General features: G+C 67.6%; 14 protein-coding genes. 5 read left to right on the forward strand and 9 right to left on the reverse strand.

The features are described from left to right. Positions 1–167 precede the first annotated feature (167 nt). On the forward strand, positions 168–371 hold the full coding sequence (locus ACP7CK_RS15920; protein ID WP_426026643.1) for a hypothetical protein: 204 nt from the start codon (positions 168–170) through the stop codon (positions 369–371). Between the two features lie 19 nt (positions 372–390). Here the strand turns inward: ACP7CK_RS15920 and ACP7CK_RS15925 are convergent, their stop codons facing one another. Further along, complete coding sequence (locus ACP7CK_RS15925) at positions 391–567, reverse strand: hypothetical protein (RefSeq protein WP_183196064.1); 177 nt, start codon at positions 565–567, stop codon at positions 391–393. Between the two features lie 297 nt (positions 568–864). On the opposite strand from ACP7CK_RS15925, the gene ACP7CK_RS15930 reads away from it, so the two are divergent. Continuing rightward, positions 865–1377: a hypothetical protein gene (locus ACP7CK_RS15930; protein WP_426026644.1), complete on the forward strand. Its 513-nt coding sequence runs from the start codon at positions 865–867 to the stop codon at positions 1375–1377. Positions 1378–1541: 164 nt separating this feature from the next. On the opposite strand, the gene ACP7CK_RS15935 is transcribed toward ACP7CK_RS15930, so the two are convergent. The 6 genes from ACP7CK_RS15935 to ACP7CK_RS15960 all read right to left on the reverse strand — a co-directional run bounded on the left by ACP7CK_RS15935 (position 1542) and on the right by ACP7CK_RS15960 (position 10039). Beyond that, positions 1542–2639, reverse strand: a complete 1098-nt coding sequence (locus tag ACP7CK_RS15935) for an HlyD family secretion protein (protein ID WP_426026645.1) — start codon at positions 2637–2639, stop codon at positions 1542–1544. A 25-nt stretch (positions 2640–2664) separates the two neighbouring features. Beyond that, the gene (locus ACP7CK_RS15940) at positions 2665–4389 is read right to left on the reverse strand and encodes an MFS transporter (RefSeq protein ID WP_426026646.1); all 1725 of its coding nucleotides are present in this window, start codon (positions 4387–4389) and stop codon (positions 2665–2667) included. Beyond that, entirely contained in the window at positions 4389–4964 is a 576-nt protein-coding gene (locus ACP7CK_RS15945) for a TetR/AcrR family transcriptional regulator (RefSeq protein WP_008261319.1), read from the reverse strand. Before ACP7CK_RS15945 ends, ACP7CK_RS15940 begins: the two co-directional genes overlap by 1 nt. Positions 4965–5172: 208 nt before the next feature. Further along, the gene (locus ACP7CK_RS15950) at positions 5173–5682 is read right to left on the reverse strand and encodes a GNAT family N-acetyltransferase (RefSeq protein ID WP_426026647.1); all 510 of its coding nucleotides are present in this window, start codon (positions 5680–5682) and stop codon (positions 5173–5175) included. Next, positions 5679–7760 (reverse strand): S46 family peptidase, encoded by a 2082-nt coding sequence (locus ACP7CK_RS15955; RefSeq protein WP_426026648.1) that lies wholly within the window; start codon positions 7758–7760, stop codon positions 5679–5681. Before ACP7CK_RS15955 ends, ACP7CK_RS15950 begins: the two co-directional genes overlap by 4 nt. Positions 7761–7945: 185 nt before the next feature. Further along, the gene (locus tag ACP7CK_RS15960) at positions 7946–10039 is read right to left on the reverse strand and encodes a S46 family peptidase (protein WP_426026649.1); all 2094 of its coding nucleotides are present in this window, start codon (positions 10037–10039) and stop codon (positions 7946–7948) included. Positions 10040–10248: 209 nt separating this feature from the next. Between ACP7CK_RS15960 and ACP7CK_RS15965 the strand changes: the two genes are divergently transcribed. From ACP7CK_RS15965 to ACP7CK_RS15975, 3 genes are read left to right on the forward strand one after another with little or no spacing between them, the layout of a single operon-like run. Then, positions 10249–11418, forward strand: a complete 1170-nt coding sequence (locus ACP7CK_RS15965; RefSeq protein WP_035309573.1) for an ABC transporter permease — start codon at positions 10249–10251, stop codon at positions 11416–11418. After that, positions 11415–12170 carry an ABC transporter ATP-binding protein gene (locus ACP7CK_RS15970; protein ID WP_035309575.1) on the forward strand — a complete coding sequence of 252 codons (756 nt, stop codon included), beginning with the start codon at positions 11415–11417 and terminating at the stop codon, positions 12168–12170. Before ACP7CK_RS15965 ends, ACP7CK_RS15970 begins: the two co-directional genes overlap by 4 nt. 27 nt (positions 12171–12197) lie before the next feature. Further along, complete coding sequence (locus tag ACP7CK_RS15975; RefSeq protein ID WP_426026650.1) at positions 12198–13211, forward strand: HlyD family secretion protein; 1014 nt, start codon at positions 12198–12200, stop codon at positions 13209–13211. A gap of 9 nt (positions 13212–13220) precedes the next feature. Here the strand turns inward: ACP7CK_RS15975 and ACP7CK_RS15980 are convergent, their stop codons facing one another. Then, positions 13221–14018: a crotonase/enoyl-CoA hydratase family protein gene (locus tag ACP7CK_RS15980; RefSeq protein ID WP_292150434.1), complete on the reverse strand. Its 798-nt coding sequence runs from the start codon at positions 14016–14018 to the stop codon at positions 13221–13223. A 116-nt stretch (positions 14019–14134) separates the two neighbouring features. Then, positions 14135–14287 (reverse strand): hypothetical protein, encoded by a 153-nt coding sequence (locus ACP7CK_RS15985; protein WP_164952605.1) that lies wholly within the window; start codon positions 14285–14287, stop codon positions 14135–14137. Positions 14288–14380: the final 93 nt, after the last annotated feature.

The raw sequence follows: 14380 nt of genomic DNA on the forward strand, positions 1-14380 counted from the left end.
ACAAGCGCCGGCGGCCTCACGGTCGCCGGCGTTCGTCTGAGCATGAGGCGCCGAGCCCGGCGGCCGTGACTGCGGTCGTCCACAGCTGTGATGCGTCAGTGTGTTCGTGATTTGTTCTATTCGTGCTTTAACCGATGGCGGCGGTCGGCGGCGTGACGGAGGAACAGATGAACGACGGAGTCCTGGCCGATATGATGGCCGAACTGGATGCGGAACTGGCGCGGGCGGAGGCGTCCCTGCCGGAACATCCCGAACAGACGCGCCAGACCGAGGTGATGCGCGCTCTCGCCCTGGGCCTGGGCAATTTCGAGCGGATGCGGGCCCACGACGTGCATCTGCTGGCGGCCCGGTTGTCGCCCAGCCGGGGGTGAGGGCGCGCGCGGCGGCGGTTCAGGGCTTGCGCTTGAAGGTGTCGCCGATCTCCGCCGCGTCCGGACCGTCCGGTCCCGCGCTGCGGCGCTCCTGCTGACCGACCTTCTTCACATCGGCGTCGGAGGTCAGGCCGTCGGGCTTGCCCGCCGGGTCCGCGCCGTTCTTCTCCCGGCCCTTGGTCTGTTCACGGTCCATCAGGATCTCCCTTGCTGGGAGAGGAGCGCGGGGGGAGGGGGAGGGTTCCAACCGGAAAAGTGGCGTCAACTGAACCAGCGAAGCCCGCGAATTTACATCTAGCTGACCGGTGTTTTTTAATAGAGGGTCCGGCCGGTTGCTATCTTCCCTGACCGCCTGCCGTATCTCGGAGAGATTTGAATGTTGATGAAAATTAACCACGAAAATGGCGCTATGCGATATGCGCTAGGCACCGGGGTTTTGCAGGCTCTACCTGCCCATGCGAGCTTGGTGGGGAGAATCGCAGCGGACTGGGCAATGATCGAATCCATCTTCGCTGGCTGCCTCGCTACTATGATGAAGGCAGATTTGGAACCCAGCATTGCCTTGCTAAAGCGGTTTGGAACCGCGACCGCTAGGGCGCAGGCAGCACGGGAAATCGCAAAGGTTAGTCTCCCCGAACTCGAACGGGCCAGTTTCATTAAAATAGTCGGTGAGTTTGAATCCCTAGCTAAACGCCGCAACGATGTAGTCCATGCTGTGTGGGCGATCTCTGACGACCATCCAGGAGAGTTGCTCAGAATGAGTGACGCCATCTTTGCGACGTTTCCGCTGGTTGCGGTTCGAAGCCAACTCCTTGGTCAACCAATCGAGGAGGAGCTTAACACGCTAGAATCAACCCTCGTGCCGATAGCGGAACTGGAGAGTCTAATTGACGACCTTCGCGCCTTCAGCCTCAAGATCATGCCAATCCTAACCGAAGGAGCGAAGGCATTCGCTCTCCGAGAGGTTCAGGCTGGACGGATCGCAGAGGGGGTCACGCTAACCTAACACCGGAAACGATCCATCGGCGATCGTCGTCCCATCGGACCATTTTTCACCAGTGGCCCTGCGGGCGAAATAGAAGCTTACGCGCGTGATGAGATGCAATTTTGGCGTCGGCGAAGAGCTTGAGATGAGCCGCTTTGGGCTAACCATGACGCCAAACAATTATTCTACACACCCCCCGTATCCACCTTCGCCACCACCGACATCCCCGGCGCGAGACGCTCCACGCCCGCCTGCCCCGGCTCGATGCGGATGCGGACCGGGATGCGTTGGGCGACCTTGGTGAAGTTGCCGGTGGCGTTGTCGGGGCGGATGACGCTGAACTCGCTGCCGGCGGCGGGGGCGATGCGTTCGACGCGCCCGCGCAGGGTCCGGCCGCCCAGGGAATCGACCGCGATCTCGACCGGCTGGCCGATGCGGATGTCGCGCATCTGGGTCTCCTTCATATTGGCCGTGACCCAGACGACGTCGGGCACCAGGCCCATCAGCTGGGTTCCGGCGGTGACATACTGGCCCTGGCGCACGCCGACCTCGCCCAGGCGGCCGGGGCGGGGGGCGGTGATCCGGGTGTTGGCCAGGTCGATCTGGGCCAGGCGGACGGCGGCCTGGGCGTTCTCGACGGCGGCGGCCAGACTGTCGCGGTTGACCACGGCCGAGGTGACGCCGGTCTGGGCCACGCCTTCGCCGGCCTGGGCCTGGGCCAGCTGGGCCTGGGCGCTGCGCAGGGCGGCGACGGCGATGTCCACATTGGATTGCGACACCCAGCCCCCGGCCTTCAGGGTGCGGGCGCGGTCGGCGTCGGCCTGGGCGCGGGTCAGGGCGGCCTGGGCGGCGGCGATGCCGGCGCGCTGTTGCGCCACCGCGCCGCGGGCCGAGGCCTGGCTCTGGGTCGAGTTGGACAGGGCCGCCTGGGCGGAATGCAGCGCCGCCTCGGCCTGCTCCAGCTTCTGGCGATAGGTGCGGTCATCGACCTGGGCCAGCAGCTGGCCCTGCTGAACGGCCTGGAAGTCCTGGACCGGGACCTGGACCACATAGCCGCTGACCTGGGGGCTGATGATCGTCACCTGGCCGCGCACATAGGCGTTGTCGGTCCGCTGCACATGGCCGGTGAAGGGCGGCAACTGCCAGGCGTACAGCACCAGGCCCACGGCGAAGACCGCGACCACCGCGGCGATCACGGCCCAGAGGACGCGTTTGTCCGGCTCGGGCGGCGACGCAGGCGAAGGCGCAGGTTGAGCGGATTGGGGGGATGTCGTGTCGGTCATCGGCGTGCGGGGGGCTTTCAGGGGATCAGTCGGCGGTCGGGGCGGCGGTCGGGGCGGCGGCGGGTGCTGGGTCGGCGGTCATGGAACGGGCGGCGCGCTTCGCCTGGCGGCGCGCCTCGAAACGTGGATGCAGATGGACGGCCGTGACCCAGGCGCAGCCCAGGCCGGCGGCCGCGGCGATGATCAGGAAGACGTCGTTATAGGCCAGGATATTGGCCTGTTGCGTCACCTGACGGGTCAGCATGGCCACGCCCTCGGCGTTCAGCAGGGCCGGGTCGGTGATGGTCGAGGCATAGGCGCCGGACAGCTGGCGCAGGCGCAGAACCACCTCGGGATTCAGGCTGGTGATGTCGGCGGACAGCTGGTTCGAATGGAATTTCTCGCGCACCACCTGGATCGTGCCGATCAGGGCGCTGCCGGCTAGGGCGCCCAGGTTCTGAAGCACGCTGAACATGACGATGAAGCTGATGATGTTGCGCGCCCCCTGTTGCAGCACCTTGCCGACGCCGATCAGCAGGGCCGGGCCGACGAACATGGCCGAGGCGAAGGCGATCATGGCCTGGCTGACATACAGCTGGGCCGGACGGGTCAGAACGGTGGCGTGGCTGTCGATGAAGGCGCCGACGGCGATGAGGCCCAGGGCGATGGCGATGGGCTTGTTCAGCTTGGCCATGTTCAGGGTCAGGGCGCTGACCGCCGTGCCGGCGATCATGGCCAGCAGGATCAGCAGGAAGAGACCGTGCAACTGGTCCGGACCCAGGCCGACCACGGTCAGGAAGCCCACGGCGCCCGAGGTCTGTTCCGACAGGGTGATGCGGATCAGCAGGATGGCGCCGAACAGGCGCAGGATGTCCGGGCCGGTCAGCCAGCGGACGTTGATTAGCGGATTCCGCCGATCGTACTCGATCATCAGCGCCGCAGTCAGCAGCAGGATGGCGCCGGCCAGGGCCCAGCCGATCCAGGCGGCCTCGGTCCACCAGACGATCCGGCCCAGACCCAGGACGGCGGCCAGCAGGGCCACGCCCGGCGCGAACAGGGCGAAGGTGACGAAGTCCAGCGGCTCGAACAGCTTCAGCCGCTCGGACGGGGGCAGGCGCAGCACCTGGACGGCGGCCCAGGCCAGAAGCGCCATGCCCAGCTCGAAGGTGTAGAAGGCGCGCCAGTCGTTCATCTCCAGCAGGCTGGGCATGATCAGGCGGGCGATGGGGACGGCGAAGCTGGACAGGCCGATGCCGATCACCAGTCCCTTCAGGCGGTGCTGGGCCGGGAAGGCCTGGATCATATAGAGGAAGCCCAGGGTGCTGAGCCCCACCGCCGCCATGCCTGCGACGGCGCGGACGAACAGGGTGGACTCATAGTTGTCGACCGCCAGGTGGGCGGCGCAGGTGACGACGAAGGCGGTCAGGCAGATCTGGGTGAACAGGCGCAGGCCGTATTGCTGGCGGAACTTGAACAGGATCAGGTTCATGCAGGCGTTGGTCATGACGAAGACGACCGGCAGCCAGGCCGCCTCGGTGATCGTGATCCCCAACGAGCCCTGAAGACTGGTCAGATTGGCGGTGACGGCCGCGTTGCCCAGGCTGCCGACCAGGGCCACCAGAACCCCGGTCAGGGCGTACTGCAACCGCAGCCAGGCCGTATGGTCGGGCGTGGCCGGCGAGCCGGGCAGGGTGGGTCGCTCGTGCGGCTTCAGGGTGGCGAGATACTGCTCCCAGGGCAGATGCCAGTTGTGATCGGCGCGACGAGCCATCAGGACGCCTCCGGCCTGGGCTTCAGCCCGTCCAGAATGATGACGCGGGTGCGCTGGGACACGGCCTGACGCTCGGCCTCGTCGGCGCCCTGGAAGCCGGCGCCCAGCAGGGTGGCGATCAGGCGGATGTCCATCGGCCGCAGATCCTTTCGCACCAGACCGGCCGCCTGGGCCCGTTCGAGGGGGGCGGCGCCCGCCTCCATCAAGCTCTGCCGCAGGGGGGTAAGCGCATCGGGCGACCTCACGTTCCGGACCAACCCCGCCAGGCCGGCGTTGCGGATCATGTCTTCCGCCAGCCGGTCCAGAAACCAGAAGAAGGCTTCCGGGGCGTCGCCCTGTTCGGCGGTGCGGCGGTCCAGGTCGGCGAGGTCGGCCTCAAGCACGGCCAGGGCCAGTTCGGTGCGGTCGGCGAAATGACGATACAGGGTGCCGCGTCCGACGCCGGCCTTTTCCGCGATCAGGTCCAGCGGCGCGTCCAGCCCCTGGTCGGCGAAGACCGCGCGCGCGGCCTCAAGCAGGGCGGCGTGGTTGTGGACGACGTCCTTACGGACATGTTTGGGGGCGGGGCGCGACATGATGACGCGCATAAATGGACATGGGTGTCCGTTTTGCAAGGGGCCGTTCGAAGATCCCTCTCCCAGCGGGGAGGGCTTGAGCGGCTGAGAGCGTAGCGATCAGTCTTGCGCGCAAGGGTGAGGGGCGCGGCGGTGCGAGCTGGCCCACCGGCGGGCCCTCATCCGGCCCTTCGGGCCACCTTCTCCCCAAGGGAGAAGGAAGGGGAGTTTACAGCCCCTTCTCCAGCACCACGAAATCCAGCTCGGGCCGAGGCGGATCGACGGGGAAGGGGCGGGTCTCGCCGGTGGGGCGGTAGCCGCGCCGTTCGTACCAGGCGATCAGTTCCGCGCGGCGGTGGATGACGGTCATCTCCATGCGGCGGGCCGCGAACCGGGCGACGGCCTCGGTCTCTGCGGCGGCCAGCAGGCGGCGGCCCAGGCCGGAGGCTTGCAGGCTCGGCTCGACGGTCAGCAGGCCGAGATAGGCCCGGTCGTCGCCGACGCGGGCGACCTGGACGCAGCCGACCGGGGCGCCGTCCCGATGGGCCAGCAGGATGACCCGGTCGGGATCGGCGATCAGGGCCGACAGCTCCTCGGCGCTGGTGCGGGTGTCGAACAGCAGGTCCGCCTCGTGCGTCCAGCCGGCCTTGGCCGTCTCGCCGCGATAGGCGCGCTCGATCAGGGGATGAAGCGCGGCGACGTCCTCGAGTGTCGCCGTGCGGAAGGCGATGTCGCTCACCGCTCCCGGTCTGGGGAAACGCCCAGCTCCTGCACCAGATGGTCCATGCCATAGACGTCGCGCAGGGCGACGGTCACGGCCTGGGTGGTGACGATGACGCTGCGGTTGACGGCGCGGTCGTAGCCGTAGGCGTTGCGCTGGGTCAGGACGGTGGAGTCGAAATTGGCCCCCACGATCTCGCCCTTCGCATTGATGGCGGGCGAACCGGATGAGCCGCCGATGGTGTCGGTCGAGACGGCCATGTCCATGACGGCGTTCGGGTCGATCCGGTCCTTGGCCGCCAGCAGTTTGGGCGCGACGGCGAAGGGCTCGGCGCCGGTGGCGCGGTCCCACAGGCCGGCGAAGGTGGTGAAGGCGGCGAACCTCTGACCCGGAACGTCCGAGCCTTCGACCTGGCCATAGGTCAGGCGCAGGGTGCCGGTGGCGTCGGGATAGACGGCGTCGCCATAGGCGGCGAAGCGGGCGGCGGCCAGCGCTTCCGAGGCGCGGTCGGTCGGGGCCTGGACCCGCGTCTCCCAGGCGTCGCGGACGGCGCGGGCGTCGGCGTCAATGGCCAGGGCGTACTGGATCATCGGATCGGTCGAGGCCTGGACGGCGGCGAGACCGCCGGTCCACAGGGCGCGGCGCACGGCCGGGTCAGCCAGGGTCGTGCCGGCGACGACGCGGGCGGACAGGGTCTCGGGGCTCTCCTTGCCCAACAGGGTGCGGACCGAAGGGTTGTCGACCGTCAGCCATTCGCGGGTCTTGGACAGCCACCATTCCAGCCGGATCTGCTCAAGCTCGGGATAGGTGGGGCGTTCGGCGAACAGGCGGGATTCGACGCCGGACAGGCGGCTGTCGGCGAACTCGGGCAGGCGCTGGTCGGACGGCTTGGCCCGCTCCTGGGCGCCGCGCACCAGGGTGCGGGCATAGGCGAACAACTGCGACCCGCCGGCGACCGAGGTCGTGCCCAGGCCCGTGCCGCCTTCCAGCAGGGCCATGGACGGATAGAGCTCGCGGGCGACGGGCTGGACCGTGCTGAGCGTGGACCAGGGATCGACGCCGGATGCGGCGGCGCGGGCGCGGAAGTCGGTTTCCTGCTCGGCCTTGCGGGCCATGAAGGCCGGATCGATCAGGGCGGCCATCCGGCCACGGCCGCGCTTGTAGGTGTTCTCCAGGCTGACGATGGGGTCCATGGCGATGAAGGCCTGCTCCTCGCCCTCTTCGGAATAGCGGATCAACCGGCCGCGCAGTTCGGAGGCGATCAACTGGTCCAGCGGCAGGACCACGTCGCGGATGGTGGTCAGCTGGTCCATGGTCAGCAGGCGCTGGGTCGAACCGGGATTGCCGGAGATGAAGACGGCCTCGCCCTCGGTCGGCTTGTTCGGGTTCCAGGCGAAATGGGTCGGGGTCGCGACCGGCTGGCCGTCTTCGTACAGGCGGATGAAGGCCGCATCGATGGCGAAACGGGGGAAGGAGAAGTTGTCCAGATCGCCGCCGAAGGTGGCGGCCCGGTCCTCGGGCGCCCAGGCCAGGCGGACGTCGGAATATTTGCGGTAGGTGTAGAGCTTGAACTGGCCGCCCCGGTACAGGCTGACGACCTGGCAGCGGATCTTGGGATCATGGCCGCAGGCTTCGCTCTCGATCCGGCCGGCCTCGGCGTCGCGGGCCTGGGTGAAGGCCTGGCCTTCAAGACCGGCGCCGGCCTTGTGCATCCGTTCGGTCACGTCGCTGATGTCGGTCAGGATTTCGGCTGTGGCGCCGGGGCATTTCAGCTCTTCCTCGCGCGACTTCGGGAGGAAGCCGGTCTCGGCGTAGTTGACCTGGGGCGTGGAGAGGTTGGCGACGCAGGTGGCGACGCAGTGATTGTTGGTCATGACCAGGCCCTGGCCCGAGATGACGCCCGCCGAACAGCCGCCGAACTTCACTGACGACAGGCGGACACGGTCCAGGAAGGCCTGGTCGATGTCGGTTCCCAGCGTCTGGTTGGCGCGGGCGACGGGGAAGTTGTCGAAGGTCCACATGCCTTCTTCGGCGGAGGCCGAGGAGGCGGCTGCGACGGCGACGACGGCGGCGGAGGCGAGAAGGGCGAGGCGCATGGGGGGTGGGGTTCCAGAACTCTCCCTCCCCGTCCGAGGAGGGTGGCCGGCGCGTAGCGCCGGACGGGTGGGGGCGGCAGGGCGACAAGGGCTCGGTCCTGTGACGGATCGCCGAGCCCTTCCCACCCGGTCGCTTCGCGACCCCCCTCCCCCGAGGGGGAGGGAGAGGCGCTTATGCGTCGGTATTAGCGCCGCACGCCCAGCTCGCGCAGCAGGCGCGGCTGGTTGTAGACGGTGCGGAGGGCCTCGGTGATGGCGGCGGTCGAGACGGTGACCGTGCGGTTCAGCTCGCCGTCGTAGCCGAAGCTGCCGCCCAGCGAGTGGATGTTGCCGTCGAAGGCGGCGCCGATGACTTCACCCTTGGCGTTGATCACGGGCGAGCCCGAGTTGCCGCCGATGATGTCGTTGGTCGAGACGAAGTCATAGACCGTCGACTTGTTGACCTTGCCCTCGGCCGCCATCCAGTCCTCGGCGGCGTTGAAGGGCTCGGCGCCGGTGTTGCGCTCGTACAGGCCGCCGATCTCGGTGAAGGGCGTCACCGTCACGCCGCGATAGGTCCAGCCCTTCACCTGACCGTAGGACAGGCGCAGGCTGAAGGTGGCGTCGGGGTAGAGGTTGGTGCCGTAGACCGCGAACCGGGCCTGGGCGATCTTTTCGCCGGCGCGGCTGGTCGGGCCGGACACGGCCGATTCCCACTGGGTGCGGATCGCCTGGGCCGCATCGTCATTGGCCAGGACGAAGGCGATCAGCGGGTCGCCCGAGGCGGCCAGCTGTTCCGGCGTCATGGCCAGGGCCTGGGCGCGGAAGGCCGGATCGGCCAGGCGGGTGCCGTCCACCAGGCGTTCGGCGATCTGTTCCGGACTTTCCTTGCCCAGCAGGGCCTTCACGTTCGCATTGTCGACGGTCAGATATTCGCGGGTCTTGGACAGCCAGAAGTCGAGATAGATCTTCTCGAGATCGTTCGAGATCGGGGTCTCGGTCGCCAGGCGACGGCCCAGGGCGGCGATGTCGGCGTCCGAATAGCCGGCGCGGCGTTCGGCGACCGGCTTGGCGCGTTCCTTGGCGGCGCGGACGATGGACTTGGCGTAGCTGTACAGTGACGAGCGTTGGCCGGCGGCGGCTTCCAACTGGCGGTAGGGCAGGTAGAGGTCGCGCTGGGCGGTCGAAACGCGCTCCAGCTCGGCCCACGGGTCGCCGATGGTCTGGGCCAGGGCCGGGTCGGCGGCGACGCGCTGGCGCAGTTCCTGTTCGGCCGTCCGCTTCGTCGCCATGAAGGCCGGGTCGGTCAGGGCGCCCTGTTGGCCGTAATAGACCTTGAAGCCGTTCTCCAGGCCGAAGATCGGATCGACCGAGACGCGCTTGGCCTCTTCGCCGGTGGTCGAATACTCCAGCAGGCGACCGCGCAGTTCCGATGTCTGGATCAGGGTCAGCGGCAGTTGCTGGTCACGCAGGGCCTCCAACTGGGCCATGGTCAGCAGGCGCGAGGTCGAGCCCGGGTTGCCGGCGACGAAGGTGACGTCGCCTTCCTTGGGCGCATTGGGGTTCCAGGCCAGGTGGTTCGGCGTGGCGACCGGCTTGCCGTCCTCGTAGATGCGCAGGAAACCGGCATCCAGGGCGTAGCGCGGGAAGTTGAAATTGTCCGGGTCGCCGCCGAAGAAGGCCGCCTGGAACTCGGGCGCGAAGACCAGGCGCACGTCGTCGTACTTGCGGAACTTGTACAGCTTGTACTGGCCGCCGCGGTACAGGCTGATGACCTGGCAGGTCAGCTTCTGGTCGTCGCCGCAGACCTCCTTCTGGATCTTGTCGATCTCGGCGGCCCGGGCCTGGACGAAGGCCGCGCCCTCAAGCCCGGCGCCGGCGCCGACGACCCGGTCGGTCACATCGGTGATGTCGGTCAGGATCTCGGCCGTCTGGCCGGGGCATTTCTTCTCTTCCTCGCGGGTCGCGGGCATCCAGCCGTTCTTGACGTAGTCGTTCTCGGCGCTGGACAGGTCCTGGACGCAGCCCACGACACAGTGGTGATTGGTCAGGATCAGGCCTTCGCCCGAGACCAGCGAGGCCGAACAGCCCTGCAGGCGGACGGCGGCGTTGCGCACGCGATCCAGCCAGGCCTGGTCGATGTTCGTGCCGTACTTTTCGTTCACCGTGGCGATGGGGAAGTTGTCGAAGGTCCACATGCCCTCGTCGGCGCGGGCCGAGGTCGCGGGGGCGGACAGGACGACGGTCGCGGCGCCGAGGGCGGCCAGCGAGGCGGTGAGACGAAGGGACGGCAGGGACATGCGGGGTTTCCTACAGAGGGCGGAGCGAGGATGATCCGCCTGTTAACTTGTAACTAGCGCCGTTTCGGCGACGCCGCCAAGAGGCGAGACGGCCTTTGCCCTACGGCCCGTGGTCGCACGGGTCAAAAGCAAGCCTTACCCCGATTTAACTTGGCCGTGATGCCGCGCTCGCTCAGATAGACGGACGTATCGGGGATTTATCGACAACCATGTCGCTTGCGCTATCAACCTTGCTCTACGAGTGGCGTCGCTACATGGCGGCCGTCGTGGCGCTCGCCTTCTCGGGATTGCTCGTCCTGGCCCAGGTCGGCATGTTCATGGGCATCGGCAAGGCCTTCACGGCCCAGATCGATCGGGCCCGCGCCGACATCATGATTCTGAGCCCGGGCGCGACCGCCCTGTTCAACGGCGGCCCCTCAGGCGTGCCGCGGCGAATCATGCCGGTGGTCTATCAGCATCCGGAAGTCCTGGCCGTGGCCGATCTGGACGGTTCCGGCGGTCGTTGGCAGAACATCGTCAAGGATAAGGAGCCCGGCGGCGACCCGGCCGCGCCCGGCGCCAAGAAGATGGAGTTCGTCAACGTCACCACCATCGACGCCGTGCCTGGCGCGGTGACGGTGCCGGTCGACTATTCCGACGACCTGGTCGAGGCTCTGCGTCAGCCCTATGCGGTGGCGGTTGACCAGACGGCTTTGGGGCGATTGGGCGTCAAACTGGGGGATCAGGCCAGCTACAACGGCAAGACTGTCCGGGTCGCGGCCGTGACCCAGGGCTATCCCAACATGATGCAGGCGACGGTCGTCATGTCGCGCGACACCCTGCGGATGCTGGGCGAGGCCAACACCGGCGAACGGGTCGGACCGCTGATGGTGCAGATCAAGGATCCGGCGCGCGCGCCCATCGTGGTCGCCCAGCTGAACTCTATCTCGAACGGCCAGTTCAAGGCCTGGACGCGTCAGGATCTGGCCAAGGCCAATGAAGGGGCGATGATGAAGGAGAGCTTCATCGCCATCATGCTGGGCTTTTCGCTGTTCTTGGGCGTGCTGATCGGGGTGGCGATCACCTGGCAGACGCTGCGCGGCGCCATCATGGCCAATATCAAGGAGTTCGCCTCGCTGCGCGCCCTGGGCGTCGCCATGGGGTCGCTGCGCTGGATCGTGCTGGAGCTCAGCTTCTGGGTCGGGATCGCCGGGGTGCTGGCGGCCTTCGTCCTGACCTGGGGGGTCAGCCTGCTGGCGGCCGGTTCGGGCCTGACCATGTCCTTCCCGCCCATGATGGTGATGATGGTGTCGCTGATGCTGATCGTCATCGCCCTGCTGTCCGGTCTGTTGTCGCTGGGCGTCCTCAAGAACAGCCAGCCGGCGGACCTGCTGCGATGAACACTCATACGAAAGTGCACGGCAAACACGGCGACTTCGCCATCGAAGCCAAGGGCCTGGTCAAACGGTTCAAGACGGGCCGCAGCTGGGTCGAAGTCCTCAAGGGCGTCGATTTCGATGCGCGGCACGGCGACCTGACCATGGTCATGGGGCCCTCCGGTTCCGGCAAGTCCACCCTGATCGCCAATCTCTCGGGCCTGCTGAAGCCCGAGGAGGGCCGGGTGGACATACTGGACGTCGACGACCTGTGGACCTACGGCTCGGGTCGGATCGACAAGTTCCGCCTGGACCACTGCGGCTTCATCTTCCAGGGGTTCAACCTGTTCCCGTCCCTGACCGCCCTGCAGCAGGTCATGACGGTGCTGAAGTATCAGGGGCTGTCGTCGGCGGACGCGAAGAAGCGCGCCACCACGGCGCTGGAAGAAGTGGGCCTGGGTCATCGTCTGCACCAGAGGCCCAACGCCCTGTCCGGCGGCGAGAAGCAACGCGTCGCGATCGCCCGCGCCCTGGCCAAGGACCCGCAGATCCTGTTCGCCGACGAACCGACTTCGGCGCTCGACGGCGAAAACGGCCAGGTGGTCATCCGCCTGCTGCGCCGGGCCGCCACCGAACACGGCGCCGCCGTGATCTGCGTGACCCACGACCCGCGCCTGGAAGCCTGGGCCGACCGGGTCATTCACATCGAGGACGGCCGGATCCTGGACGATCAGCGCCGCACTCCTGATCCCGACGCCCAGCTGGCGTCCCACTAAGACCCTTTTCCAACGGACTGAACCGTCATGCCCGCCTTCCTCAAAAACAAATGGCTCTGGATCGGCCTGGTCCTGATCATCGTCCTGGTCGTCGGCTTCATGGCCTTCAGCAAGGCCGGGGCGGCCAAGAAGGCCCAGGTCGAGAAAGAATCCGCCCAGAAGATCGACAGCCCCTACGCCGCCATCGCCAACGGCAAGGCCGACGTCGAGGGCGGGGTGATCAAGGTCGCCGCGCGTCGCGGCGGCGTGGTGCGTGAAGTCTTCGTCAACGAGGGCGACCGGGTCGTCACCGGCCAGATCCTGGCGCGACAGGAGGACGACGAGACCCGTCTGGCGGCGCAGAGCGCGGCTGCGGCTGTGTCGGAGACCCGCGCGCAGCTGGGGCTGACGCGCGTCGAATTGACCGCCGCCCGGCGCGAGTACAACCGGCTGTCGCGGCTGGCCTCGACCAATTTCGTCGCCGCCCAGCGTCTGGATCAGGCCCGCGATCAGATCGCCCAGGCCGAAGCGCGTCTCGCGTCGCAGGAGGCCGCGATCCAGACGGCCCAGTCGCGTCTGGACGAGGCCCGCTATAATCAGGAACTGACGGTGATCCGCGCGCCTATGGACGGTCGGATCGCCCGCCGCTACGCCCAGCCCGGCGCCGGCGCCTCGACCCTGAACGTCACCGCCATGTTCGACCTTGAGCCGGACACCGACCGCATCGTGCGGGCCGAGATCGTCGAGGCGGACCTGCCCAATGTCACGGTCGGTCAGGAGGTCGAACTGACGCCCGAGGGGGATCCGACCAAGATTTCGGTCGGGCGGGTCCTGCGCCGCGCCGCAGTCTTCGGCGCCCGTCAGCTGCAGTCCGAGGATCCCTCGGCCAGGACCGACGAACGGGTGGTCGAAGTGGTGGTTTCGGCCGACAACACCCCCTTCCTGATCGGGCAGCGGGTGCTGGTGAAGTTCATGAAGCCGGGCCAGAAGGCGGGCGTCGCCCGCCCGGCCAGCGCCGGAGTGGGGCCCAACCAGGCCATGCGTTCGGCCGGCCAGTCGTAAGCCGGCGGGTCAGCGGCCGGTGAAGTCTCCCGGCCGCTTCTCCAGCACCGCGTTCACGCCTTCCAGATGGTCCTCGGTCATATGGGCCAGGGCCTGCATGGCGGCCGACAGCTCCAGGATCTGTTCGAAGGTCTGGTCGCGGCCCTGGCGCATCAGGGTCTTGGCCATGCGCAGGGCCTGGGGCGGCTGGGCGGCGATCTGGCCGGCGGTGATCAGGGCTTCGTCCATCAGCCGATCGTGCGGCACGACCCGATTGACCAGGCCCCAGCGCTCGGCCGTCTCGGCGTCGATGCTGCGGCCGGTGAACAGCATTTCGGCGGCGCGGGCATAGCCGACGTCGCGCGGCAGCCGCCAGGCCCCGCCGTCGCCGGGAATGATGCCCAGCTTCAGGAAGGGCACGCCGAAGCTGGCGCGTTCGGACGCGATGCGGATGTCGGCGGTGGCGGCGATGCCGCAGCCCAGGCCCATGGCCGGACCGTTGACGGCCGAGACCAGCGGAATCTCCAGATCATAGAGACTGCGGACGATCCGATGGACGACGCGGCGATAGCGGGCGCGGATCTCGGCGCCTGAGCCTTCGAACAGGTCGCGCCGGTCTCGCATGGCGGTCAGGTCGCCGCCGGCCGAGAAGGCGCGCCCGGCGCCCGTCAGGACCACGCATTTGACCGTCATGTCGGCGTTGGCGCGGGCGCAGGCGTCGGCGAATTCGTCGCCGTCGGTCAGGTCGGGCAGGGCGTTCAGCCGGGTCTCGCGGTCCAGCGTCCAGATCAGGATCGCGCCCTGTCTGGTTTCGGCGATCAGGCCCATCGGTCGTCTCCTCGTTCCCCCTCCGTCATCGGACGCCGACGCCGCGTCACGCAAGCCCGGAATTGCAAAAGCCCCGGCGCGGACCGGGGCTGCTGCACGTCAGGCTTTCGAGGCCGTCAGGGTTTCTTGGGCGTATAGGGTACGAAGTTGGACGGATGGCTGACCGCCCGTCCCGAGTTCGACGGCATGTGCCGACTGTTGACCAGCATCCCGCCCCACAGGGCGAAGGACATCATGGCGTGTTGGAGGTTACGCTCCTTATCGTTCATTTTGGCGTCTCCTTTCGCAGAACGATGAAAAGAGACGCGTCGTACCTATGGAATCTCACCATCAGTCGTTTCGCGTCAGAGCCCAAGATAGGC

It is taken from the genome of Brevundimonas sp. TSRC1-1 (assembly GCF_049898245.1).
Lineage (GTDB): Bacteria > Pseudomonadota > Alphaproteobacteria > Caulobacterales > Caulobacteraceae > Brevundimonas > Brevundimonas mediterranea_A.